General features: G+C 67.4%; 18 protein-coding genes. 9 read left to right on the top strand and 9 right to left on the bottom strand.

What is annotated here, in order from left to right; genetic code table 11:
- Nucleotides 1-334: 334 nt before the first annotated feature.
- Nucleotides 335-712, bottom strand: a complete 378-nt coding sequence (locus EC839_RS16685) for a hypothetical protein (protein WP_132832904.1) — start codon at nucleotides 710-712, stop codon at nucleotides 335-337.
- 270 nt (nucleotides 713-982) lie between these two features.
- Between EC839_RS16685 and EC839_RS16680 the strand changes: the two genes are divergently transcribed.
- From EC839_RS16680 to copD, 8 genes are all read left to right on the top strand, one after another.
- Entirely contained in the window at nucleotides 983-1,780 is a 798-nt protein-coding gene (locus tag EC839_RS16680; RefSeq protein WP_132832903.1) for a DUF5020 family protein, read from the top strand.
- A 69-nt stretch (nucleotides 1,781-1,849) separates the two neighbouring features.
- The gene (locus EC839_RS16675) at nucleotides 1,850-3,226 is read left to right on the top strand and encodes a uracil-xanthine permease family protein (protein WP_132832902.1); all 1,377 of its coding nucleotides are present in this window, start codon (nucleotides 1,850-1,852) and stop codon (nucleotides 3,224-3,226) included.
- A gap of 70 nt (nucleotides 3,227-3,296) precedes the next feature.
- Complete coding sequence (locus EC839_RS16670; RefSeq protein ID WP_027600306.1) at nucleotides 3,297-3,953, top strand: TetR/AcrR family transcriptional regulator; 657 nt, start codon at nucleotides 3,297-3,299, stop codon at nucleotides 3,951-3,953.
- The gene (locus EC839_RS16665; RefSeq protein WP_132832901.1) at nucleotides 3,950-4,534 is read left to right on the top strand and encodes a YigZ family protein; all 585 of its coding nucleotides are present in this window, start codon (nucleotides 3,950-3,952) and stop codon (nucleotides 4,532-4,534) included. Before EC839_RS16670 ends, EC839_RS16665 begins: the two co-directional genes overlap by 4 nt.
- Before the next feature lie 195 nt (nucleotides 4,535-4,729).
- Complete coding sequence (locus tag EC839_RS16660; protein ID WP_132832900.1) at nucleotides 4,730-5,941, top strand: ammonium transporter; 1,212 nt, start codon at nucleotides 4,730-4,732, stop codon at nucleotides 5,939-5,941.
- A 211-nt stretch (nucleotides 5,942-6,152) separates the two neighbouring features.
- Nucleotides 6,153-7,943, top strand: coding sequence for a SulP family inorganic anion transporter (locus EC839_RS16655; RefSeq protein ID WP_132832899.1), 1,791 nt, complete (start codon nucleotides 6,153-6,155; stop codon nucleotides 7,941-7,943).
- A 33-nt stretch (nucleotides 7,944-7,976) separates the two neighbouring features.
- A complete protein-coding gene (gene copC / locus EC839_RS16650) occupies nucleotides 7,977-8,348 on the top strand; it encodes a copper homeostasis periplasmic binding protein CopC (RefSeq protein WP_132832898.1) in 372 nt (123 codons plus the stop codon).
- Between the two features lie 2 nt (nucleotides 8,349-8,350).
- Complete coding sequence (copD, locus tag EC839_RS16645; RefSeq protein WP_132832897.1) at nucleotides 8,351-9,247, top strand: copper homeostasis membrane protein CopD; 897 nt, start codon at nucleotides 8,351-8,353, stop codon at nucleotides 9,245-9,247.
- A gap of 34 nt (nucleotides 9,248-9,281) precedes the next feature.
- Here the strand turns inward: copD and EC839_RS16640 are convergent, their stop codons facing one another.
- The 4 genes from EC839_RS16640 to EC839_RS16625 all read right to left on the bottom strand — a co-directional run bounded on the left by EC839_RS16640 (nucleotide 9,282) and on the right by EC839_RS16625 (nucleotide 16,023).
- Nucleotides 9,282-9,887: an outer membrane protein gene (locus EC839_RS16640; RefSeq protein WP_132832896.1), complete on the bottom strand. Its 606-nt coding sequence runs from the start codon at nucleotides 9,885-9,887 to the stop codon at nucleotides 9,282-9,284.
- 167 nt (nucleotides 9,888-10,054) lie between these two features.
- Nucleotides 10,055-11,065, bottom strand: a complete 1,011-nt coding sequence (locus EC839_RS16635) for a class 1 fructose-bisphosphatase (RefSeq protein WP_058792208.1) — start codon at nucleotides 11,063-11,065, stop codon at nucleotides 10,055-10,057.
- A 164-nt stretch (nucleotides 11,066-11,229) separates the two neighbouring features.
- Nucleotides 11,230-13,326, bottom strand: a complete 2,097-nt coding sequence (glgX, locus tag EC839_RS16630; protein WP_132832895.1) for a glycogen debranching protein GlgX — start codon at nucleotides 13,324-13,326, stop codon at nucleotides 11,230-11,232.
- Between the two features lie 255 nt (nucleotides 13,327-13,581).
- Entirely contained in the window at nucleotides 13,582-16,023 is a 2,442-nt protein-coding gene (locus EC839_RS16625; protein ID WP_132832894.1) for a glycogen/starch/alpha-glucan phosphorylase, read from the bottom strand.
- A 174-nt stretch (nucleotides 16,024-16,197) separates the two neighbouring features.
- On the opposite strand from EC839_RS16625, the gene EC839_RS16620 reads away from it, so the two are divergent.
- A complete protein-coding gene (locus EC839_RS16620) occupies nucleotides 16,198-16,944 on the top strand; it encodes an SDR family oxidoreductase (protein WP_132832893.1) in 747 nt (248 codons plus the stop codon).
- A 3-nt stretch (nucleotides 16,945-16,947) separates the two neighbouring features.
- Here EC839_RS16620 and EC839_RS16615 read toward each other — a convergent pair whose 3' ends face one another.
- From EC839_RS16615 to ptsP, 4 genes are all read right to left on the bottom strand, one after another.
- Nucleotides 16,948-18,303 carry a chloride channel protein gene (locus tag EC839_RS16615; RefSeq protein WP_132832892.1) on the bottom strand — a complete coding sequence of 452 codons (1,356 nt, stop codon included), beginning with the start codon at nucleotides 18,301-18,303 and terminating at the stop codon, nucleotides 16,948-16,950.
- A 73-nt stretch (nucleotides 18,304-18,376) separates the two neighbouring features.
- Nucleotides 18,377-20,134, bottom strand: a complete 1,758-nt coding sequence (locus EC839_RS16610) for a PTS fructose-like transporter subunit IIB (protein ID WP_132832891.1) — start codon at nucleotides 20,132-20,134, stop codon at nucleotides 18,377-18,379.
- The gene (gene pfkB / locus EC839_RS16605) at nucleotides 20,131-21,099 is read right to left on the bottom strand and encodes a 1-phosphofructokinase (protein WP_132832890.1); all 969 of its coding nucleotides are present in this window, start codon (nucleotides 21,097-21,099) and stop codon (nucleotides 20,131-20,133) included. The genes EC839_RS16610 and pfkB overlap by 4 nt, the downstream gene beginning before the upstream one ends.
- Entirely contained in the window at nucleotides 21,096-23,978 is a 2,883-nt protein-coding gene (gene ptsP, locus EC839_RS16600) for a phosphoenolpyruvate--protein phosphotransferase (RefSeq protein ID WP_132832889.1), read from the bottom strand. The genes pfkB and ptsP overlap by 4 nt, the downstream gene beginning before the upstream one ends.
- Nucleotides 23,979-24,000: the final 22 nt, after the last annotated feature.

The following is a 24,000-nucleotide window of genomic DNA, read 5'->3' as shown; positions in this document are numbered from 1 at the left end:
CGCTAACCGAGGCGCGCATTCTACGCTGTCCTCACATCCTGTCAAGCGTTGATTTGAACTTTTTCGTTTCAACTCAACCACTTGCGCTTGCCTGACCGGTCTAGCCAATCTCGGCAGCGGGAGGCGAATCCTACAGCATCCTGAGACGCTGTCAACCCCTCCGCTTCATTTCGCTGCCACCCTGAGGTGAGAGCCAAATGGCGAAGAATCCGTGGACCCCTCGCCCGGCCCAGACCTAAGTGCTTGATTTTCAAGCCACTTCAGCGTCTGCGCCGGAAGTGGGGCGCATTATAGGGGAGTTTCAGAGCAGGTCAACAGGTTATTTCAAAAAACTTCAATAAAGGGGGATGGGTGCCAGGCGATACCCCGCCTCGGTCGCGATGATCCGGTACTGCGTGATCTGGCCAGGGGTCAGCAGGATGGATTGGGCGACGCTGCTGGCCATGGGCGCCGCGCAACCACCCGGGCCGGAAGAGGTAAGGCTGACGGCGATCTCGCCGGGCGGCAGATTGAAGGAAGCACTCTGACCGGCCATGAGGGTGCCGGCGAGGCGCCCCTGAATCACCAGACCTATGTCGCATCCCGAACCTGAGTAGGCATCGCCCCGGGTGATCATGAGGATGCCTGGCTGCCCCGTCCCGCCCTGGGGGACCTGAGCCGAGGCGAAAGAGCAGCAGAGCAAGGCCGTCAGCATACCGATAAGCAACTTCATGACTATCTCCTGCGGGGTCGCCCAGCACCTTAGCACTGCGCGGCCCCCTGTGCGCTGTTTCGCAGCAGCGCCGCTGCGGGCGCCCCTTCAGGGCACGAAAACTGAGCAAGTGGTCAGGTTTGGTGCCATGCCAAACAGCTGAAATTTCCCGGAATCCTTATACAAGGCGTTGAAAAATAACTATTTTCTCCCGCCCGCCGGAGCTTGGCGTCGATCTTGCTGAGCACGGCGGACGCTGCACATAACGAGAAAGCACTTCCAGGAGCCTACATGCGCAAGACCCTAACCACCGCGCTGCTGACCGCCAGCCTGTTCACAGCCGGTGCCGCCCACGCCGCTGACAGCCCACTGCTGTGGCACGGTGAAAGCCTCACCTATCTATATGGCAAGGATTTCCGGGTCGATCCCCGCATCCAGCAGACCGTTACCTTCGAGCATGCCAGCAGCTGGACCTGGGGCGATCTCTTTCTCTTCGTCGACAGCATCTGGTTCAACGGTGCGACCAACGCCAGCGACGGTCATCAGGGCTTCTATGGCGAGATCAGTCCGCGACTGTCCTTTGGCAAGCTGTCCGGCCGGGATCTCTCCTTTGGCCCGGTCACCGATGTCCTGCTCGCCACCACCCTGGAATACGACCAGAACGATGGCGAGGGCGCCGGCCGTGACCAGCGCAACTATCTGGTCGGTCCGGGTTTCGACCTCAAGGTGCCGGGCTTCGACTACTTCCAGCTAAATCTCTATTACCGCAAGCCGGACGGCGGCAGTGCGCCCTCGGGCGCCTGGCAGCTCACGCCGGTATGGGCCTACACCCTGCCCCTGGGCAATTCGGATCTGCTCATCGATGGCTACATGGACTGGGTGGTGAACAACAAGGGCAGCTATCACGCCAATCTGCACTTCAATCCCCAGGTCAAGTACGACCTGGGCAAGGCCATGGGCTACGAGGCCAAGCACCTCTATGTAGGGACCGAGTACGACTACTGGTCGGACAAGTACGGCATCAAGGACAGCGAGGGCTTCCGTACCGACCAGAGCGTTTTCAGCTTCCTGGTGAAGTATCAGTTCTAGCCTGGCCAGGCCCACTTCTGGCGCTGCAGCCGCCTTACCGGCGGGCAGCGCCACTGCGAGGTAATCACCATGCCCACTCCCGTCCGCGATGATCTGCTCTATGGCCTGGACGATCGCCCGGCCCCACTCGCGGCCTTTTGCGCCGCCTTGCAGCACGTCCTGGCGAGCTTCGTGGGGATCGTCACGCCACCGCTGATCATTGCCGGCGCCCTGGGGCTGCACGAGCACCTGCCCTATCTGATCAGCATGGGGCTGATGGTGTCGGGCGTCGGTACCTTTCTGCAGGCGCGGGGTGCCGGTGGACTGGGCGCGGGCATGATCTGCCTGCAGGGCACCAGCTTCTCCTTTCTATCCGCGGTGCTGGCAGCCGGGATGCTGGTCAAGCAGCGCGGCGGGACGCCGGAGGACATCCTGGCAATGATCTTTGGCGTCTGCTTCTTTGGCGCCTTCGTCCAGATCGGCCTGAGTCGCTGCCTGGGCCTGTTGCGCCGAGTGATCACGCCACTGGTGACCGGCATCGTCATCACCCTGATCGGCATCAGCCTGATCAGGGTGGGTGTCACCGATCTCGGCGGGGGCGCCAAGGCGACCGACTTCGGCGCACCGATCAACCTGGCCCTCGGTGGTCTGGTGCTGGTGGTCATCATCGGCCTGAATCTGTCGCGGCGTCCCTGGTTACGGCTCTCGGCGGTGATGATCGGCCTGCTGGTGGGCTCCCTCACCGCCTGGACCTGCGGCCTGTTGAAACCTCAGCCGTTGCCGGACCTGCCCCTGGTCAGCGTCCCCCTCCCCTTCCATTTCGGCTTCGCCTTCGACTGGTCGGCCTTCCTCCCGGTCGCGCTCATCTATCTGATCAGCACCCTGGAAACCACTGGCGACCTGACCGCCAACTGCCTGATCTCGCGACAACCCGTCGAAGGACCCGGCTATCTGCGGCGGTTGCGGGGCGGGGTCCTGGGTGATGGGATCGCCTGCCTGCTCGCCGCCACCTTCAATACCTTTCCCAGCACCACCTTCGCGCAGAACAACGGGGTGATCCAGCTGACCGGCGTGGCCAGCCGCCATGTCGGCTACTGGATAGGCGCCATCCTCCTGGTGCTGGGCCTGTTCCCCATGCTGGGCGCCGTCCTGCAGCAGATCCCCAAGCCGGTGCTGGGCGGTGCGACCCTGGTGCTGTTCGGCAGTGTCGCCGCGGCCGGGATACGGCTGCTGGCGCACTGCACCCTGGATCGCCGCAGCCTGCTGATCATCGCCACCTCCCTTGGCGTAGGTCTCGGTATCGCCAGCCAGCCGACGCTGCTGGATCAGTTGCCGCCACTGGTAAAGAATCTCTTCGACACCGCGATCACCAGCGGCGGCATCACCGCCATCCTGCTCAACCTGTTGCTGCCCGAGGAGCGCCGCGCAGCGGTAACGGAATGCAGCTCGCCGGCGCCACACCGGTAAAACAGCCCTTGTGTCCAGGGCCGGGGGTACGCTATTGATGCCTGCCGCGCCTCAGGATCCTCCCGTTGTCATGACCCTTCTCGTACCCGCCCATCACGCCGGCCAGGACAAGCCGGCCGGACGCATCCGGCAGAAGAATGAGGAATTGATCCTGAGCGCGGCGGAGGAAGAATTCGCGCGCCATGGCTTCAAGGGCACCAGCATGAACACCATCGCGCAACGCGTTGGCTTGCCCAAGGCCAATCTCCACTACTACTTCAACAACAAGCTCGGCCTCTATATGGCCGTGCTGGGCAACATCCTCGAACTCTGGGACAGCACCTTCAATCACCTGACCGTGGAAGACGATCCGGCGGCAGCCTTGAGTCGCTACATCCGCGCCAAGCTGGAATTCTCGCGTCGGCAACCGCTGGCTTCCCGGATCTTCGCCATGGAGATCATCGGCGGCGGTCATTGCCTGTACGAGTATTTCGATCAGGACTACCAGACCTGGTTTCGCAGCCGGGCGGCCGTGTTCGACGCCTGGATCGCGGCCGGCAAGATGGACCCGGTGGATCCGGTCCACCTGATCTTCCTGTTGTGGAGCAGTACCCAGCACTACGCCGACTTCGCCAGCCAGATCTGCCAGGTGACCGGGCGCACCCGCCTGACCCGGCAGGATTTCGACGAGGCGGCGCGGACCCTTACCCATGTCATCCTCAAGGGACTGGGTCTCCAGGCGCCATGACCTTTACCCTGATCCAGGATGCCGCCTGGGAAGAAGAGGTGCGCAAGAGTCGTTTCCTCGCCCTCGCTGCGCCCGTCACCACGGTGGAAGCGGCCCTGGCCTTCATCGAGCGCGTGAGCGTGCCGACCGCGACCCACAACTGCTGGGCCTGGAAGCTGGGCAATCAATACCGCTTCAATGACGACGGCGAGCCCGGTGGGACGGCGGGCCGGCCCATTCTGGCCGCCATCGAGGGGCAGGATTGCGATCAGGTGGTGGTGGTGGTCATCCGCTGGTACGGCGGCATCAAGCTGGGTACCGGCGGCCTGGTGCGCGCCTATGGCGGTTGCGCCGCCCGTTGTCTGCAGCAGGCGGACAAGCAGCCGCTGGTGCTGCGGCAGGAGCTTGGCTTTGCCTGCACCTATGCGGAGTGGCCGCTGATCAAGGCGCGCCTGGCAGCCCTGGCGGTGCTGGTGCTGGCCGAGGACTATCAGGCGCTGGAGATCGCCTTGCGGATTGCGGTCGAGCCCCAGCGACGCGACGAGGTGGCGACACTGCTGAGCAACCTGAGCAGTGGTCGTATCGTCCTGCGCGCGCTCTAGCGGCACGACCTTTGCTGTCTCCTGGTGCACGCCTTTCCGATTCGCACCGCTCTGGCGCATCCCCGCGCTAGTTCCTCGTTGCGCTCTGCTTGGCGGCAAGATTGAACCTGCCGAGAGCTGCAGAACGCCCTAAAAGCGCGCATAAAGCAGCCGCCAGGCATGTTTTTGGTGCAACCCTTAGCGACGACTGCCTTGATGAACGAATTGCCTTCTGCTGTGGCGACCCTGGTCCACAGTGCCAATACCCTGTTCCTGCTGCTGGGTGCCGTGATGGTGCTGGCCATGCACGCCGGTTTCGCCTTTCTCGAGGCCGGCACCGTGCGGCACAAGAATCAGGTGAACGCCCTGTCGAAGATCCTTGCCGACTTCGCCATTTCCACCCTGGTGTATTTCTTCGTCGGTTACTGGATCGCCTATGGCGTGACCTTCTTCGCACCGGCCCAGGTGCTGACCGCCGACAGCGGCTATGGGCTGGTGAAATTCTTTTTTCTGGCCACCTTCGCCGCGGCCATCCCGGCGATCATCTCCGGCGGCATCGCCGAGCGGGCGCGTTTCGTCCCGCAGCTGTGCGCTACCGCGCTGATCGTGGCCTTCGTCTATCCATTCTTCGAAGGCCTGATGTGGAACAACAACCTGGGGCTGCAGGACAGGTTCGAAGCGCTGTTCGGTGCGCGCTTCCATGATTTCGCCGGCTCCGTGGTGGTGCACGCGGTGGGTGGCTGGCTGGCGCTGGCGGCGGTGCTGCTGCTGGGGCCGCGTCAGGGTCGCTATCGCGAAGGCCGGCTGGTGGCCTTTCCGCCGTCGAACATCCCCTTCCTGGCGCTGGGCTCCTGGATCCTGATCGTCGGCTGGTTCGGTTTCAACGTGATGAGCGCCCAGAGCCTGGCGGGCGTCAGTGGACTGGTCGCGCTGAATTCGCTGATGGCCATGGTCGGCGGGACGGCGGCTGCCCTGCTGCTCGGGCGCAATGACCCCGGCTTCCTGCACAACGGCCCGCTGGCCGGTCTGGTCGCCGTCTGCGCCGGCTCCGATCTGATGCATCCCATCGCCGCCCTGGCCACCGGGCTGGTGGCGGGCGCCCTGTTCGTCTGGGCCTTTACCGCAGTGCAGACGCGCTGGAAGCTGGACGATGTCCTGGGGGTATGGCCGCTGCACGGCCTCTGCGGCGCCTGGGGCGGCATCGCCTGTGGCCTGTTCGGCCAGACCGTACTCGGCGGCCTCGGCGGGGTGAGTCTGCTGGCGCAACTGGCCGGCACGGGGCTGGGTATCGCCGTCGCCCTGCTCGGTGGCCTGGCGGTGTACGGGCTGCTCAAGGCCGTGCTGGGGCTGCGCCTGAGTCAGGAAGAGGAATACCAGGGCGCCGACCTGTCGATCCATCGCATCGCCGCCAACAGCCACGACGGCTAGCTGCCGAGGTTACCCACAGGGACCGTGTACAGTGATGTGGATAACCCGTGCATGAAGTCACGAGAACGCCATAGAGACCGGCCTGGCGGCGACTGGTGAAGAAATGAACACGCCCCTGATGTCGTGGGGGCGAACGGAGACGGCGGGACTCAGGTAGCCCACCGGCGACCGGAATCGGTAGAGTGGGCGACCCTTCTTCCAGGAGCGCCCCATGCCCGCCCTTTCCACCCTGCTGCCCTGGCTCCGCGAGGTGGACCGCACCACCCTGAAGGCGGATCTGGGCGCAGGCCTGCTGGGCGCGGTCCTGGCGCTGCCCCAGGGCGTGGCCTTCGCCACCCTGGCCGGACTGCCTCCGCAATACGGCGTCTATGGCGCCGTGGTGCCCTGCATCGTCGCCGCCCTGGCGGGTTCCAGTCGCCATGTGGTGACCGGGCCGACCAACGCCAACTCTCTGGCCCTGCTGGCGGCGCTGTCGCCGCTGGCGCTGGCGGGCTCCGGTCCCTATATCGATCTGGCCCTGGCGGTGACCCTGCTGGTCGGGCTGCTGCAACTGACGGTGGGCGCCCTGCGCCTGGGCGCGGTGGCCAACTTCATCTCGCCTTCGGTGCTGCTCGGCTTCATGAGTGGCGCCGCCGTGCTCATCGGACTCTATTCGCTCAAAGACCTGCTCGGATTGTCGCCGCCACTGGGCACCTCGGCCTTTGGCGTACTCGGCTATGTCGGCGCCCATCCCCTGGCGATCCACTGGCCCTCGCTGGTGATCGGTGTGGTGACCCTGGTCGCCACCCTGCTGCTGCGGCGGCTGCGCCCGCGCTGGCCAACCATGCTGCTGGGTCTGCTGGCCGGTTGCCTGAGCGCCTGGATCCTGGAGCGCAGCGTGGCGGGCGCGGCCCAGGGAATCGCCACGGTCGGACGGATCCCCTCGGCCCTGCCGCCCTTCCATCTGCCGGATGTCACCCTGCAGGATCTGGGCAATCTCTCCGGCATCGCCGTGGCCCTGACCCTGGTGGCCCTGGGACAGTCGCTGTCGATCGCCAAGGCGGTGGCCCAGCGCTCCGGGCAGCGGCTGGACGTCAATCGCGAATTCCGTGGCCAGGGCCTGGCCAATCTGGTCGGCGGGTGCTTTTCGGCCTATGTCTCCTGCGGCTCGCTGAATCGCTCCATGCCCAATTTCGAAGCCGGGGCCCGTACCCCGCTTGCGGCGGTGTTCGCCGCCCTGCTGGTGGTGGCGCTGGTGGCCTTTGGCGGCGCCCTGATCGCGGCCATTCCGCTGGCAGCCATCGCCGCCACCCTGCTGCTGGTAGCGCGTGGACTGCTGGACCTGAGCCGCTGGCGCGAGGTGCTGAGGGTCAGCCGCACCGAAGCCCTGGTCGCCGGGGTGACCTTGCTGGCGACCCTGACCATTCCGCTGGACCGCGCCGTGCTGTTGGGCACCCTGGTGTCCCTGGTGGCCTATCTGTATCGCACCTCGCACCCGGCCATCCGCCCGCTGGTGCCGGATCCCCGTACCCCCGAGCGTCGCTTCACCCCGCTGGACGAGCTGGGCCAGCCGGCGCAGGAGTGTCCGCAACTCAAGCTGGTGCGGGTAGAAGGCTCGGTATTCTTTGGCGCCGTGCCCCATGTCGGCGATCAGCTGGACGGCTTTCGCAGCGCCCAGCCTGGTCAGAAGCACGCCCTGTTCATGACCAAGAGCATGAACTTCATCGACCTGGCGGGTAACGACCTCTGGCGACGCGAGTGGCGCGAGCGACGGGCGCTGGGTGGAGATCTCTATTTCCATCGCCCGCGCACGCCGGTGCTGCAGTTGTTCGCCAAGACCGGCTTTCTCAAGGAGCTGGGCGAAGGGCATATCTTTTCGTCCAAGGATCAGGCGCTGCGCAGCATCTATCCGCGCCTGGATCCGGAAGTGTGCCGCAGCTGCACCGCCCGGACCTTCGTCGAGTGCGCGGCGCGCGCGGCGGAACAGGCGCCGGGCGCGGACGCCACTCGGGCGGACTGCTAAGCTGGCGGTTTCCTTCTGCCGCTGGAGTTCTCCATGACCGCTGCCCTGCGTCTCGCTCGCCGTCTCGCCCTGACCTGTCTGCTGTTGCCGGGGCTGGCCCTGGCCCATGGTCACCTCAAGAGCGCCGAACCCGCCCCCGACAGCACCAGCCCGACACCGAAGCAGCTGAGTCTGAGCTTTTCCGAAGGGGTCGAGGCGTCTCTGAGTCAGGTGCAGCTGCAGCGGCTGGAGGGTCAGGCCAGCACGGCGATCACCACCGGCAAGGTGATTTCCGGTCGTGACGAACGCACCCTGGAGGTTCCGCTGGAGGCGCCGCTGGAAGCGGGTCGCTATCAGGTCAAATGGCGGGTGCTGGCCAAGGACGGACACAAGACCCAGGGCGATTACCGCTTCACCGTCCAGTAAGAATGGACGGCGGACTGGCGACGCCCGACGCCTGGCGCCCTCTCGCCCGCGCCCTCTTCCTGCTGCCGCTGCTGTTGACCTGGGGCTATCTGGCCCTGGCGCTCTGGCTGGGTCGCCCTGCCTTGCGTGACTGGCTGCTGGAACGGGCGCGCCCTACGGCCCGCCTGCTGGGGGCCCTGCTGCTGTTCGGCGTGCTGAGCCTGTTGCCGCTGCAGGCCGCGCTGGTAGGCGATGGCTGGACGGATGCCTTCAATCTGCCGCTGTGGCAGCTCTATCTGACCACCGACGCCGGCCACGGCTGGCGCTGGCAATTGCCACTGGGCCTGCTGCTCGCCCTGTGGCTGCTGGCGGGACCCGGGACCCGCGGCAACCGGTGGCTGTGGGGACTCAGTGGTCTGCTGCTGGCCAGTCTGGCCCTGGGTGGCCACGCCGCCGCGACAGCGGGCGGGCTTGGCGTGGTGCACCAGCTGAACCAGGCCCTGCATCTGCTCACGACGGGACTCTGGCTGGGCAGTCTGCCCGGCGTGTTGCTGTGCCTGGGGCGGCCACCGGTCAACCTCAGGAGGGATGTCCAGCAACTGTTGCGGGGTTACTCGCTACCCGGCCAGATCAGCGTGGCGCTGGCTTTGCTCAGCGGCGCGCTCAACAGTCTGCTGATCCTAGGACCGGACGGCCTGCTGCGGTTGACGCCCTACTCCGGCCTGCTGCTGGCCAAGGTGCTGGTGGTGGCGACCATGGTCGTCCTGGCGCTGGCCAATCGTTATCTGCTGGTGCCGCGATTGGGACGGGGACCCCAGGCATGGCAGCTGCTGCGCCAGGCCACGGCTGTGGAGATCGCCCTCGGGGTGGTCGCCGTCGCGCTGGTGGCGGTCTTCTCGGGTCTGGATCCCTTCGCCTGACAACCGGGGCGACCGGCGTCGCCCCGGCCAAGCCTCAGAAATAGACGTTCATGCCCAGGTAGATTTCCTTGCTGCTGTCGAGCTGGCTCGAACCCAGCTTGCTGCCGTCCTGGTCGATGTCCGGCTTGGCGTTGCTGCGCAGGTAGCGATAGCCGGCTTCCAGGGAGGTGCGGTCGTTGACCTGCTGCAGGATGCCGGCCTGGACCCCGGCCACATAACCGAGGTCACTGTCATGGCCGAAGCTGGAACCGTCCTGGGTGACCCGGGCGACGCCCAGGGTGCCGCCGCCGAACAGCTTGGTGCTGTTGCTCAGGGGATAGAAGGCGTCGTAGCTGCCGGTCAGGTCCTGCTGCTTGAGTCTCAGGCCAGCGCTGCTGCCGCTGGCCTGGTCGAGGGTGGCGTAGTAGCGACCAGCGGCGTTCTGCTGACCGAGGCGCAGCCCCCAGGTGTTGCTGCCATCGATGGCGCCGTCGGTATCGGGGCTGTTCAGGTTGCGGTCGAGGGCGTGGCTGTTGCTGAAGTTGTCGTAGCTCTTGCCATAGGTGAGGCCGGCGAAGTTCTGGGGATCGGCGGCAAAGACCTGATGACTGGCCAGGGCCAGCAGGCCGAAGAGGACGACACGGGATTTCAAGGCGGTCATGGTGAAAAGCTCCTCACGCGATTCGAATACAGCCCGACCGGCTGCGCGGCCATCTTCGGCTGCGGCGGATTAGCGCGGGATTAAGGGGACTGAATCGGAGCTGAACGCTGGAGGCAAGACGCAAGCGTGAACCGGACCGCCCGTTGCAGGCGGCCCGGCAGGAGGGATCAACGCTGACGGTGGTACTCGGTCACGCGCTGGACTTCTTCCTTGGAACCCAGGAACACCGCTACCCGCTGGTGCAGGCCATCGGGCTGGACGTCGAGGATGCGCTGGTGACCGTTGGTGGCGGCGCCACCGGCCTGCTCGACCAGCATGGACATGGGGTTGGCCTCGTACATCAGGCGCAGCTTGCCGGGCTTTTCCGGCTCGCGGGCATCACGGGGATACATGAAGATGCCGCCGCGGGTGAGGATGCGGTGGACGTCGGCCACCATGGAGGCGATCCAGCGCATGTTGTAGTTCTTGCCCAGAGGACCTTCCTTGCCAGCCAGCAGCTCGTCCACGTAACGCTTGACCGGGGCTTCCCAGTGGCGCTGGTTGGACATGTTGATGGCGAATTCGGCGGTGGACTCGGGGATGGTGATGTCTTCGTGGGTCAGGACGAAGCTGCCCAGCTCGCGATCCAGGGTAAAGCCCTTGACGCCGTCGCCCAGGGTCAGCACCAGCATGGTCTGGGGACCGTAGATGGCGTAGCCGGCGGCCACCTGCTCGGTACCCTTCTGCATGAAGGCTTCTTCGGTCACGTCACCGGTGGTGCTGCTGACGAAGTCCTTGCGCAGGATGGAGAAGATGGTGCCGACGGAAACGTTGACGTCGATGTTGGACGAGCCGTCCAGGGGATCGAACATCAGCAGGTAGGCGCCCTTGGGATAGTGACCGGGGATCTGGTGCACCTGGTCCATTTCCTCGGAGGCCATGCCGGCCAGGGTGCCGCCCCATTCGTTGGCTTCCAGCAGGATCTCGTTGGACAGGACGTCCAGCTTCTTCTGCACCTCGCCCTGGACGTTCTCGGTGCCCATGCTGCCGAGCACGCCACCCAGCGCCCCCTTGGACACCTCGTAGCTGATGCGCTTGCACGCCCGTGCCACGACTTCGATGAGGAAGCGCAGGTCGGCCGGGGTCTTGTGGCTGCGGGTCTGCTCGATGAGGTAACGACTGAGGGATATCCGGGACATCGCGGTGCTCCTTGTAATGATGGGCGCGAGTGTAGCGCCAAAGCTCAAGCTCCGTCTCAAGCAGAGCGGACAGTCAGGCCAGGTCTGCCAGCCAGTGCCGATTCCAGGTTTCCTCGCGGAAGCGACAGCTCACTGGACACCGGTGACCGACAGGGAACGCGCGTCTAGGGCGCGTCCGGGGTCTCCACGGCCAGCAGTACGCCTCGGCCAGCACGGAGATTTTCGGCGCTGGGGTAGACTGCCGAGTCGGGTTCCAGTTCAGGCTGACGGCTGTCGAGCTGTATCACCCAGTGATGTCCGTCACGTGACGGCGGCAGGCGCAGGTCGATTTCCTCCTGGCGTGGCTGGAAGGCCAGCCAGATCCGTGCGGCCTGGGGCTGGTCCTCGCCGTCGAGGGGCTCCAGGGTGAGGGCGAGCGGCAGGCTGCCGCCGGCCTGCCAGCGGCCGTCGTCCATCGGCGCACCATCGGCATCGAGCCATTCGATCCTGACCCAGCCACGGGGATCGGGGCGCCCGAGCAGCCGCTGCGCCTGCAGGGCCGGTAGTTCCTGGCGCAGCGCCATGAGCCGGCCGACGAAGGCGCTCTGCCGTTGCCCGGCCGGGCTGGCGGCCTGCTGCCAGTCCAGCCAGGACAGTTCGTTGTCCTGCACATAGGCATTGTTGTTGCCCTGCTGGGTACGGCCGAATTCGTCGCCGGCGGTGAGCATGGGTTCGCCCCCGGCCAGGATCAGGGTCGCCAGCAGGGCGCGCTGATCGGCGGCGCGGGCTTCCTGGACGGCGGGATCGTCGCTCGGCCCTTCCACGCCATTGTTCCAGCTCTTGTTGTCGGTGGTGCCGTCGCGATTCCCTTCGCCATTGGCCTCGTTGTGCTTTTCGGCGTAGCCGACCAGGTCGGCCAGGGTGAAGCCATCATGGGCGGTGACGAAGTTGACGCTGGTGCGCAAGGGGCGATCACCCGCACCGAAGAGATCGGCGCTGCCGGCCAGACGGGTCGCCAGGGCGCCTCTCAGGCCTTCGTCGCCGCGCCAGAAACGGCGCACGTCGTCGCGAAAGGCGTCGTTCCATTCCTGCCAGGGTGCGCGGAAGGCGCCGACCTGATGACCACCGGGGCCGATGTCCCAGGGTTCGGCCACCAGCCGCACCTGACGCAGCAGCGGATCCTGGGCCAGGGCCTGCAGCAGCGGCGCGTCGCGATCGAAGCCACTTTCCAGGCGACCCAGCGCGGGCGCCAGATCGAAGCGGAAGCCGTCGACGCCGGCCGCGGCGACCCAGTGGCGCAGGCTGTCCAGGGTCAGGCGCAGTGCCGGCGGGCTATAGAGCGCCAGGCAGTTGCCGCAGCCCATGTCGTTGATATAGCGCGCCGGATCGTCCGGCTGCAGACGGTAGTAGCCGGCGTTGTCCAGGCCTCGCAGATTGAAAGTTGGCCCGAGTTCGTCGCCTTCGCCGGTGTGGTTGAAGACCACGTCGAGCAGCACCTCGAAGCCGGCCGCCTGCAGGGTGGCCACCGTCTCGCGCAATTCGCCCAGGGCCTCGCGCCCCGCCAGACGCGGATCGACCGCAGCCATGACCACCGGGTTATAGCCCCAGTAGTTGGCCAGGCCCAGGGCGGGCAGATGGCGATCGTCGGCCCAGGCGGCGATGGGCAGCAGCTCCAGGGTGGTGACGCCGAGGCGCTGCCAGTGTTCGATCAGTGCCGGATGCCGCAGCGCGGCCAGGGTGCCGCGCTGGCGGGCCGGCACCTGTGGATGCAGCCGGGTCTGGCCGCGCACGTGCAATTCATAGATCAGTCCGGCCTCGCGGCGCTTGGGCGCTGGCGTCAGGCTGTCGACCGGCGGCAGGACGATGGCCTTGGGGACATGGGCACCGCTGTCGCGCGCGTCCGGACGGTCGGGATCGTCGGGATGGAAGCCATAGGTGCTGGGATGCAGCTGGAAGGGCCGGTCCACGGCCAGGGCCCAGGGATCCACCAACAGTTTTTGCGCATTGAATCTGAGACCGTCCTGGGGACGGTAGGCACCCTGGGCGCGCAAGCCGTATTTCAGCCCCGGCTTGGCACCGGCCAGGAAACCATGCCAGACGCCGCCTTCGTGTTCGCGAAAGGCCAGACGCTGGGTCTCGGTCTCGCCCTTGGCGTCATAGAGGCAGAGCTCGACCGCTTCGGCGGCCGGCGACCAGACGGCGAAGTTGATGCCGCCATCGACGAGGGTGGCACCGTAATGGGCAGGATTGCCCGCTTCGAGACGGGTGGAGGTGCGGGGCATGGGGACTCCGGTGACAGGCTTGCGGGGCGGATGCTGCAAGGATGTAGACGGCGTGGAAGGCGCGGGTTCTCAATCGGGGGGTAGTTGATCGCGGCAAGGGCCGGCCGCCGTAGGTGGGGTTGAGCGTAGCGAAGCCCAGCAGATCCTGCCTGGGCACCTGCTCTGTTGTGGTCTTTATCGCGGCCATGGGCCGCTCCTACAGGATGGTAGGAACGGCCGCAGCGGCGGACCGCCATGGCCGCGACACATGCTCGACTACAGCGCCTTCCAGATCTCCGTGGCATATTCGCGGATGGTGCGGTCGGAGGAGAACCAGCCCATGCTGGAGGTGTTGATCACCGCCGACTGCCACCACTTGTCCGGCTGCTGCCAGCGATTCTCGACCTGGCGCTGGGCGTCCCAGTAGGCGTCGAAGTCGGCGCATACCAGGAAGCGATCGTGCCAGGTCAGGACGTCCAGCAGGCTGTTGTAGCGGGCCGGATCCTCCGGCGAGAACTGACCGGCGCGCAGGCCCGCCAGTACCTGGGCCAGGCGTGGCGAATTCTCGATGATGTCCGAGGAGATGCCGCCGCTGCGCTGGCGCTCTTCCACCTCGGCCGCCCTGAGGCCGAAGATGAACATGTGCTCTTCCCCGATCAGTTCGCACATCTCCACGTTGGCGCCGTCCAGGGTGCCGATGGTGAGGGCGCCGTTGAGGCCGAACTTCATGTTGCTGGTGCCCGAGGCTTCCATGCCGGCGGTGGAGATCTGCTCGGAGAGATCCGCCGCCGGGATGATGACCTCGGCCAGGCTGACATTGTAGTTGGGCAGGAAGACCACCTTGAGCAGGTCCCGGGTCAGGGGGTCGTTGTTGACCACCTTGGCCACGTCGTTGGCCAGCTTGATGATCAGCTTGGCCTGGTGATAGCTGGCGGCGGCCTTGCCGGCGAAGATCTTGACCCGCGGTGTCCAGTCGCCATTGGGGTTGTCGCGAATCGCCTGGTAGAGGGCGATGGTCTGCAGCAGATTCATCAGCTGCCGCTTGTACTCGTGGATGCGCTTGATCTGCACGTCGAACAGCGCATTGGGGTCGAGGTCGATCTCCATCCGCTGCTTGACCAGGCTGGTGAAGGTGTCCTTGTTGCGCTGGCGCTGCAGGGCGAAGCGCTCGCGGAAGTTGCTGTCGTTGGCATAGGGCTTGAGCTGCGGCAGGGTCTTTTCCGGATCGTGCAGCACCCCCTGGCCGAGGGTATCCACCAGCAGGTCGGTGAGCGCCGGATTGGCCTGGTGCAACCAGCGGCGGAAGGTGATGCCATTGGTTTTGTTGTTGATGCGATCCGGATAGAGCCGGTGCAGCGAGCGGAAGACCGTCTTGCGCATCAGGTCGGTGTGCAACCCCGACACGCCATTGATGCTGTGCGAGCCGAGGAAGGCAAGGTTGCCCATGCGTACGCGACGCCCCTGGCTTTCGTCGATCAGGGAAACGTAGGAAATCATGCCGCCATCGGTCTCGCCGCGGGCGCGCAGGGAGTCGAGGAACTGGGCGTTGATCAGGTAGATGATCTGCATGTGCCGCGGCAGCAGACGCTCCATCAGCTGTACCGGCCAGGTCTCCAGGGCCTCGGGCAGCAGGGTGTGGTTGGTGTAGCTGAGGGTACCGACGGTGGTGCTCCAGGCGGCGTCCCAGGGAATGCCGTGGACGTCCACCAGCAGCCGCATCAACTCCGCCACGGCGATGGCCGGGTGGGTGTCGTTGAGCTGGATGGACACGTGCTCGGGCAGGCTGAGCAGATCGTTGTGCTGCTTGAGATGACGACGGGTCAGGTCGGCCAGGGAGGCGGCGACGAAGAAGTATTCCTGGCGCAGGCGCAATTCCTGGCCGGCCTCGCTGCTGTCGGCCGGATAGAGCACCCGCGAGATGCTCTCGGCGCGGGCCTCGTTGGCCACGGCGCCGACGTGGTCGCCGGCGTTGAAGGTTTCCAGGTGGAGGATCTCCAGAGGTCGGGCGCGCCAGAGTCTCAGGGTATTGGCGCCCTCCCCGCCCCAGCCGATCACCGGGGTGTCATAGGCCACCGCACGGATACGCTCGCCGGGCGTCCACACCTGGCGGCGCAGATCGCCTTCGCCATAGGGGGCGACATGGCCGCCAAAGCCGATCTCGTACACCACCTCGGCGCGCTCGAATTCCCAGGGGTTGCCGAAATCGAGCCAGTTCTCCGGCTGCTCCAGCTGGAAGCCATCGGCGATCACCTGGCGGAACAGCCCGTGCTCGTAGCGGATGCCATAGCCGTGGCTGGCGATGCCCAGGGTGGCCATGCTTTCCATGAAGCAGGCGGCCAGGCGACCGAGGCCACCATTGCCCAGGGCGGCGTCCGGCTCCAGCCCGCGGATGCGCTCCAGGTCGACGCCGAGGTCGGCCAGGGCGCGGCGGGTCTCTTCGAGGATGCCGAGGTTGGACAGGCTGTCGATCAGCAGCCGGCCGATAAGGAATTCCAGGGAGAGGTAGTAGACCCGTTTCTGGCCGGTGCGATAGGCGTCGCGGGTACGACTCATCCAGCGGTCGACGATGTAGTCGCGGGCGGCCAGGGCGGTCGCCTGGAACCAGTCATGGTCGAGAGCGTTGTCGGGATCCTTGCCGACGGCGTAGGTGAGCTTGGAGAGGATGTTGGTACGGAGCGCGGAAACTTCGTTGGGCGAGATGAAGCGGGGTCTCGTCATCAGGATTGACCTCTGCAAGCGCTTAGGAATCAGATCGCGAAGTGGCCGCGGATAATGCGGCGCGTGCCGTTCGCCTTACTTTTAGGCGAAACGCCGGGGACGTCCAAGCTTTTTTTCGATACATCAGACGGTTAGCCCTACCCCTTTACCACTCTCTAGTCCGAGGTTCCTATCATGCGCAAGACCCTGCTCATCACCGGCGCGAGTCGCGGCATTGGCCGGGCCACCGCCATCGGCGCCGCCCGCCGCGGCTGGAATGTCGCCTTCAACTATCGTCAGGACGAAGCCGCCGCCCAGGCCACCCTGGCCGAGATCGAGGCCTTGGGCGCACAGGGCCTGGCGCTGCGCGGCGACGTGGCGGACGAAGCTCAGGTGCTGGCGCTGTTCGAGCGCACGGTAGAACGCTTCGGTGGGCTGGACGGCTTCGTCAACAATGCCGGCATCGTCGATCAGTCGCAGCCGCTGGTGGAGATGAGCGCCGAGCGGTTGCGACGGATGTTCGAGGTCAACGTCTATGGCGCCTTTCTCTGTGCCCGCGAGGCAGCCCGCCACCTGTCCCGGGAGCGCGGCGGCCGCGGAGGCGTCATCGTCAACGTCTCGTCCATCGCCGCACGCCTGGGCTCGCCCAACGAATATGTCGACTACGCCGCCAGCAAGGCGGCGCTGGACACCCTGACCCTGGGCCTGGCCAAGGAGCTCGGGCCGCACGGCGTGCGGGTCAATGCGGTGCGACCGGGCGTGACCCTCACCGACATCCACGCCAGTGGCGGCCAGCCGGGGCGCGCCGAGCGCCTGGGCGTGACCACCCCGCTGGGGCGTGCGGGCGAGGCCGAGGAGATCGCCGCCGGCATCCTCTGGCTGCTGTCGGACGAGGCCTCCTATACCACCGGCGCCCTGCTGGATATCGGTGGCGGTCGCTAGGGCCTAGTTCCGCCGGGGCGTGAGGGCGTTGAGTACCTGCTGCGACAGCGCATGATAGAGCGGTACCGGCATCAGCCAGCCGGAGACGGCGGCGGCCAGTAGGCAGGCGGCCAGCACCGGCAGCGCCATGTCCGGGCTGTGGGCCAGCTCCAGGGTGATGACGGTAGCGGTCAGCGGGGTGCGGGTGACCCCGGCCAGGTAGGCGGCCAGCCCCAGCAAGGCGCATTGCGACAGACTGATGCCTGGCAGCCAGTCCACCAGCCAGGGGCCCAGGGCCGCACCCACTGCCAGGGAGGGCGAGAACAGCCCGCCCGGTACCCCGGCCAGGTAGGAGACGACATTGGCGAGGAATTTCCACAGCAGGAAGTCGCCCCCCGTCAGGGGTTCGCCGGCCAGGATGGCATGGGTTTCGGCGTAGCCGGTCCCGAACACGTGCTGGCCGGAAAACAGCCCCAACGCCGCCAGCACCAGGCCACAGCCGGCGGCGAAAGCCACCGGGCGGCGCCCGCGCAGGGCATTCAGGCGCCCCAGCCAGCCCCGGTCGGTGGGTAGCACCAGGCGGCCGTAGCAACCGCCCAGCAGTCCGCCGATGACGCCGATGACGGCGACGCCAATCCAGCCCAGGCCCCAGGTCAGGTGCAGGTCCAGCGCGCCGAGATAGCTGTAGGGGCCGACGATGCCCAGGGTGACGATGCCACCCAGTAGCACGGCGGTCAGCACCAGGCCGCTGAAGCGCTGCTCGAAGGTGTGGGTGAGTTCCTCGATGGCGAAGACCACCCCGCCCAGGGGCGTGTTGAAGGCGGCGGCGATCCCGGCGGCGCCGCCAGCAAGGATGAGCCCGGACAGGGTGCGGCGGCCATGCAGGCCGAGGCGCTTGCCGAAGCCGTAGAGCAAGGCGGCGCCGACATGCACGGTGGGCCCTTCCCGACCCACCGAGCCGCCCACCAGCAGGGCGCCGGCCGTGAGCAGCAGCTTGGCCAGGGCGATGGGCGGCGCCAGCAGCCGTGCGCGCAGGTCCGCCTCGGGTCGTTCGAGAGTGACGATGACCTGGGGAATGCCGCTGCCACGGGCATCGCGCAGCGCGCCCTGGGTCAGCCAGACCAGTCCGGCGAAGCCGAGGGGTGTCACCAGCCAGGGCCAGATCGCGCTGTGCTGCAGCAGCTTCTCGAAGAGACCGAAGGAGGCATCGGCCAGCCAGGCGAAGGCCAGCCCGGCCAGGCCCACCAGCACCGCGCCGACCCAGAAGGCGATACGCTGGCGCCACTCGCGCAGCCGGCGGCGCCGGCGATGGCGCAGCAGATGCAGCCGACGCCGGGCGGCGACTTCGGGATCGGTATCGGGAAAAACGGGATCGGACATGGCGGCGAGGACACCGGGAAGCGGGAGCCTCCCAGTGTAACCTCTTGTTACCGTCGTGTTGCCAGGGTCTGGATCAGGCCGCCGGAACCAGCTCGGTGGCGGCTTCGTTGCGCTTGAGCACCGCGTAGATGACCCCGGTCACCAGACTGCCGGCCGCGATGGCCGCCAGATACAGCCAGGCGTGGCTGATGGCGTTGGGGATCAGCAGCACGAAGAGGCCGCCGTGGGGCGCCATCAGCTTGCAGTTGAACAGCATCACCAGGGCACCGGTGAGGGCACCGCCGATGACGCTGGCCGGGATCACCCGCAGCGGATCCTTGGCGGCGAAGGGAATCGCGCCTTCGGAGATGAAGCACAGCCCCAGCACCGACGCCGCCTTGCCCGCCTCGCGCTCGCTCTGGGCGAACTTGCGCCGAGCCAGCAGGGTGGCGATGCCCATGCCGATGGGCGGCACCATGCCGGCGGCCATGGTGGCGGCCATGGGTCCGTAGGTCTTGGACGCCAGCAGGCCGACGGTGAAGGCATAGGCAGCCTTGTTGATCGGGCCGCCGAAGTCGATGCACATCATGGCGCCGAGGATCAGGCCGAGCAGCACGGCGTTGCTGGTGCCCAGGTTGTTGAGGAAGTCGGTGAGTCGACTCAGGGCGCCGGCCACCGGGGTGCCGACCAGATAGATCATCACCAGGCCAACGATGAGGCTGGCGAACAGCGGGATGATCAGGATCGGCTTGAGCGCCTCGACGCTGGCCGGCAGCTTGACGTGCTGGGCGATGGCCTTGGCCACGTAGCCGGCCAGGAAGCCGGCGATGATGCCGCCGATGAAACCGCTGCCCAGGCTGGCCGCCAGCCAGCCGCCGATCATGCCGGGGGCGAGACCCGGGCGGTCGGCGATGGAATAGGCGATATAGCCGGCCAGCACCGGGACCATCAGCTTGAAGGCCGATTCACCGCCGATCTGCATCAGGGCCGCAGCCAGGGTGCCCTGCTCCTTGAAGGCCTCGATGCCGAAGACGAAGGACAGGGCGATCAGCAGACCGCCCGCCACCACCATCGGCAGCATGTAGGACACCCCGGTGAGCAGGTGCTTGTAGACGCCCGCGCCTTCCTTCTTGGCCGGCTTGGCGCCCTCGCCCGCCGCTGGCGCGGCGCTGCCCGCCAGGGTCTCGCCCTCGGCCAGCGCCTTCTTGATCGTCGCCTCGGGCTGCTTGAGGGCGACCCCGGTGCCGCAGCGATAGACGCGCTTGCCGGCGAAGCGCTCGACATTGACCTCGATGTCGGTGGCCAGCAGCACCACGTCGGCGTCGCGGATGGCCTCGGCCGGCAGTGGATTGCGCGCCCCTACCGAGCCCTGGGTTTCCAGGTGCAGGCGATAGCCGAGCTTCTTGGCCGCGTTCTGCAACGCCTCGGCGGCCATGAAGGTATGGGCGACCCCGGTCGGGCAGGCGGTGATGGCCACCAGCCGCGGGGTTTCGCTGGCACTGGCCGGAGCGCTCGGCGCAGCGCCACTGGCCGCCGGGGCCTGTTCCAGCACCTTGGCTTCGCTGGCCGCACGCTGCAGGAAGGCATCGACATCGCGCAGGGCTTCGGCCGGGGCGGCGCGGTAGACGCGCTTGCCGACGAAGCGCGAAAGGTCGACCGCGCCGGTGTGGACGACCACGACCAGTTCGGCGCGCGCCACCTGGTCGTCGGTCAGCAGGGTGGCCTCGGGGCCGTCGTGGATCTCGACGCTGGTGGTCCAGCCGCGGCGCTGGGCGGCGGCGTCCAGCAGGCGCGCACTGAGCACGCTGGTGACCATGCCGGTCGGGCAGGTCGTGACGATGGCGATGTTCATGGGTTTACCCCTGATTCTTGTTCTAGCGGAAAGTCGGGAAGGACACGCACCTGCACCTGGTCTTCGAAGGCGGCGAGTTGCGCGGGATCATTGATGCCGAAGCCGATCTGGGTGACCGCCAGGGCCGCGATGGCGGTGGCCGTGGTCAGGGTGCGCTCCGGTGACTGGCCGATGAGCAGGCCGTGCAGCATGCCGGCCAGCAGGGAATCCCCCGCGCCGACGGTGCTGGCCACGGTGACCTTGGGCGGCTGCGCCTCCAGGGTCTGGGCGCCATACCAGCGCACGCCATCGGCACCCTGGGAGATCACCAGGTGCTCGATACCCAGGGCACGCAGCTGTTCGACCAGCAGTGCCTGCTCGGTCGCGGTCTCGGCCGGTGCACCGCAGGCCTCGGCCAGTTCTTCGGTATTGGGCTTGATCAGCCAGGGACCGGCGGCCAGGGCGGCACGCAGGGCGGCGCCACTGGTGTCCAGAGCCACCGGCAGGCCCAGTGACTTGAGGCGACCGACCAGCGCGGCCAGCCACTCGGGGGTCACCCCGCGCGGCAGACTGCCGGCCACCACCACGGCGTCATGGCCGGGCGCGAGACGATCCAGGGTCTCGAGCAATTCCTGCTGGGCCGCGGCGGACACCTCGGGGCCGGGCCCGTTGATATCGGTGATGCGGCCCGCGGCCTCGGCCAGCTTGAGGTTGCTGCGGGTCTCGCCCGCGACCCGGACGAAGGCGTCGGTAAAGCCGCGGCGGGCGAACAGGGCTTCGAAGGCGGCCGCGTTGTCGGCACCGAGAAAGCCGCTCACGGTCAGCTCGTGGCCGAGATCGGCCAGCACCTGAGCGACGTTGATGCCCTTGCCGGCGGCATGGACGATCACCGCCTCGCTGCGATTCACCGCGCCGGGCTTGAGCTCCGGCAACTGGACGGTGAGGTCCAGCGCCGGGTTGAGGGTCAGGGTGAGGATGCGGCTCATCGCAGGGCCTCCACGCTCTGCCGCACTTCGGTAGCGGTACCCAGCTCCAGGGCGCGCGCGGCGCAGGACTGCACCTGACGCAACTCCAGTTCGCGGACCCGAGCCTTGACCAGGGGCACGCTGCGCGCCGAAACCGACAGTTCGTCGACGCCCAAGCCAACCAGCACCGGCACCGCCAGGGGATCGGCGGCCAGCTCCCCGCAGACACCAACCCACTTGCCATGGGCATGGGCGGCCCGCACCGTCATGTCGATCAGGCGCAGCACGCTGGGGTGCAGGCCATCGGCCTCGCCCGACAGCAGCGGATGCCCGCGGTCGATGGCCAGGGTGTATTGCGTCAGGTCATTGGTACCGACGCTGAAGAAGTCCACTTCCGGGGCCAGCACCGGGGCCAGCAGCGCGGCCGAGGGGACCTCGATCATGATGCCGACCTGCAGATCGGTGGTGGGGATCTCCTGGCGCAGGCGCGCGAGGATGTCACGTGCCTGACGCCACTCCTCGACCCGGCCGATCATGGGGAACATGATCCGCAGCGGTCGGCCATCGGCGGCCTTGAGCAGGGCGCGCAGCTGGGTTTCCAGTAGCTCGGGACGACGCAGGGTCAGGCGGATGCCACGGATGCCGAGGAAGGGATTCTCTTCCGGCGGCAGCGGCAGATAGGGCAGTGGCTTGTCGCCACCGACGTCCAGGGTACGCACCACCAGCGGCTTGCCGGCCAGGCCGTCGAGGGCGCGGCGGTATTCCTGCTCCTGGGCGGCCTCGTCGGGCGCGCTGTCGTGGCTCATGAACACCAGCTCGGTACGCAGCAGGCCGACGGCTTCGGCGCCCTGCTCCACCGCGGCGGCGGCCTGGGCGGTGTCGCCCAGGTTCACGGCGATCTCGACGTGATGGCCATCGCGGGTGGTGGCGCTTTCGAAACGCCGGGCCTCGGCGGCGCGGCGGCGCTCGGCCTGGACCTCGCGCTCACGCTGCACGGCCTCGATGCGGCTGGCATCCGGGGCGATTTCCAGGGTGCCCTTGTCGCCATCCAGCAGCAGCACGCTGCGCGGCGCCAGGTCCAGCACCCGGCGACCGGCGCCGACGATGGCCGGGATGCCCAGGGCACGGGCGACGATGGCGCTGTGGGAGCTGGCACCGCCACGGGCGGTGAGGATGCCGCAAACGCGCTCGCGGTCGAGCCGCGCCACGTCGCCCGGGCCGACCTCGTCCATCACCAGCACATAGGGTTCGTCGGGTTCGCGGGCGGATTCGACGCCGCACAGCTGGGCCAGGACCCGGCGACCGACGTCGCGCAGGTCGGCGGCGCGCTCGGCGAGCAGCCGGTCGTGCAGGGCTTCCTGCTGGCTGGCCGCTTCCTCGATCTGGGCGTCCCAGGCCGCGGCGGCGCTGGCGTTGGCCTTGAGCCGGGCGGCGATGCCCTGCTGCAGATCCGGGTCTTCCAGCATCTCCAGGTGGGTCAGGAAGATCTCGCGCAGGGCGCTGGCCTCGCTGCGCGCGATGAGCGCCTCGATGTCGGCGCGTACCGCGGCCAGGGACGCATCCAGGCGCTGGCGCTCGGCGGCGGCGCCTTCGCCGGTGGCGGGATAGTCGAAGTGCTGGGGCGCCACCACATGGGCCGGGCCCACGGCCAGGCCGGGGGCGGCGGCCACGGCCTGAGCACGATCGCCCGGGGCCAGCGGCAGTTGTTCGGAGGGGTCCACCAGGCTGATGGCGGTGACCCGGGCGGCACCGGCCGGGGCCGGGGCGCTGGCGGTGACCGGCTCGACTTCTTCACCGAGTCCGGCCTGCACCGCGCCGATCAGATCGTTCAGGGCCGCCTCGGCCGGAGTGCCGGGCTCGACCAGGAATTCCAGGGTCTGGCCGCGCCGGGCGCCCAGCGCCAGCAGCCGCGACAGGCTCTTGGCCGAGACCGGGGCGCCGTGGTCGACGCGCACGCGGATCTCGCCGTCATAGGCCTTGGCCAGCCGTGCCAGCTCCTTGGCCGGACGGGCATGCAGGCCGTGGGCGTTGGCCAGCACCACCTGGGCACTGGGCCAGTCCGGGGCGACTTCGCCGCCCAGGGCTTCGAGCACGGCGCGGCGGGAGGTGGCCTGGGCCAGCTCCTGGCCACGGCCGGCGACCAGCAGATCGCAGAGGCGTTCGAGCAGGGCACGATGGCCCTCGCCCAGGCTGGCCAGGCAGAACAGGCCGCGTACCGGCTGCTCCTGCACCTGTAGGGTCTGCAGCGGGGTGACGAAGGCCAGGCCGGGGCGTTTCACGGCGGTCTCGCTGTTCAGCCACCAGAGGCCGTCGCCCAGGGGCAGCGGCTGGCTGGCCTGCAGGGCACCGGCGAAACCGGCCCCCACGCATTCCATGTGCTTGAGCATGCGCGCACCCTGCCAGGCCAGGTCTTCCAGGTCCTCGGCATCGATGGCCAGCTGCACCAGTTCTTCGTCCAGCGCCAGGGCCTGGGGCGCTCCCTGCAGCAGGTCGAGGATCTGCTGGGGTTCGCGGGCGTCGCGCAGCGCCTGTTGCAGATCGCTCTCGCCCAGGGCGCGGGTCAGCAGCTGCAGGATGCGCAGGTGTTCGTCGGATTTGGCGGCGATGGCGATGGCCAGGTAGGTCAGCTGACCGTCGCCCCAGTCCACGCCATGCGGGAATTGCATCATCCGCACGCCGGTGACGAACACCTGGTCGCGGGTCTGAGGCGTACCATGGGGAATGGCGATACCCTGGCCGAGGTAGGTGGAGCCTTGGGCCTCGCGGGCCTTGAGCCCATCTAGATAACCCGGGGCGACCAGCCCATCGGCTACCAGGGACTCGGCGAGCATGGCCAGGGCGGTCGCCTTGTCCGGCGCCTGCTGGGCCATGCGGATATGCTGGGCATTGAGTTCGAACATGGAAGGATACCTCCGGCGCCGC

This window comes from Pseudomonas sp. JUb52 (genome assembly GCF_004341115.1).
GTDB classification, from domain to species: Bacteria; Pseudomonadota; Gammaproteobacteria; order Pseudomonadales; family Pseudomonadaceae; genus Chryseomonas; species Chryseomonas oryzihabitans.
Note: the sequence above shows the minus strand (reverse complement) of the source record. Positions and strands in the feature narration are given on the sequence as shown.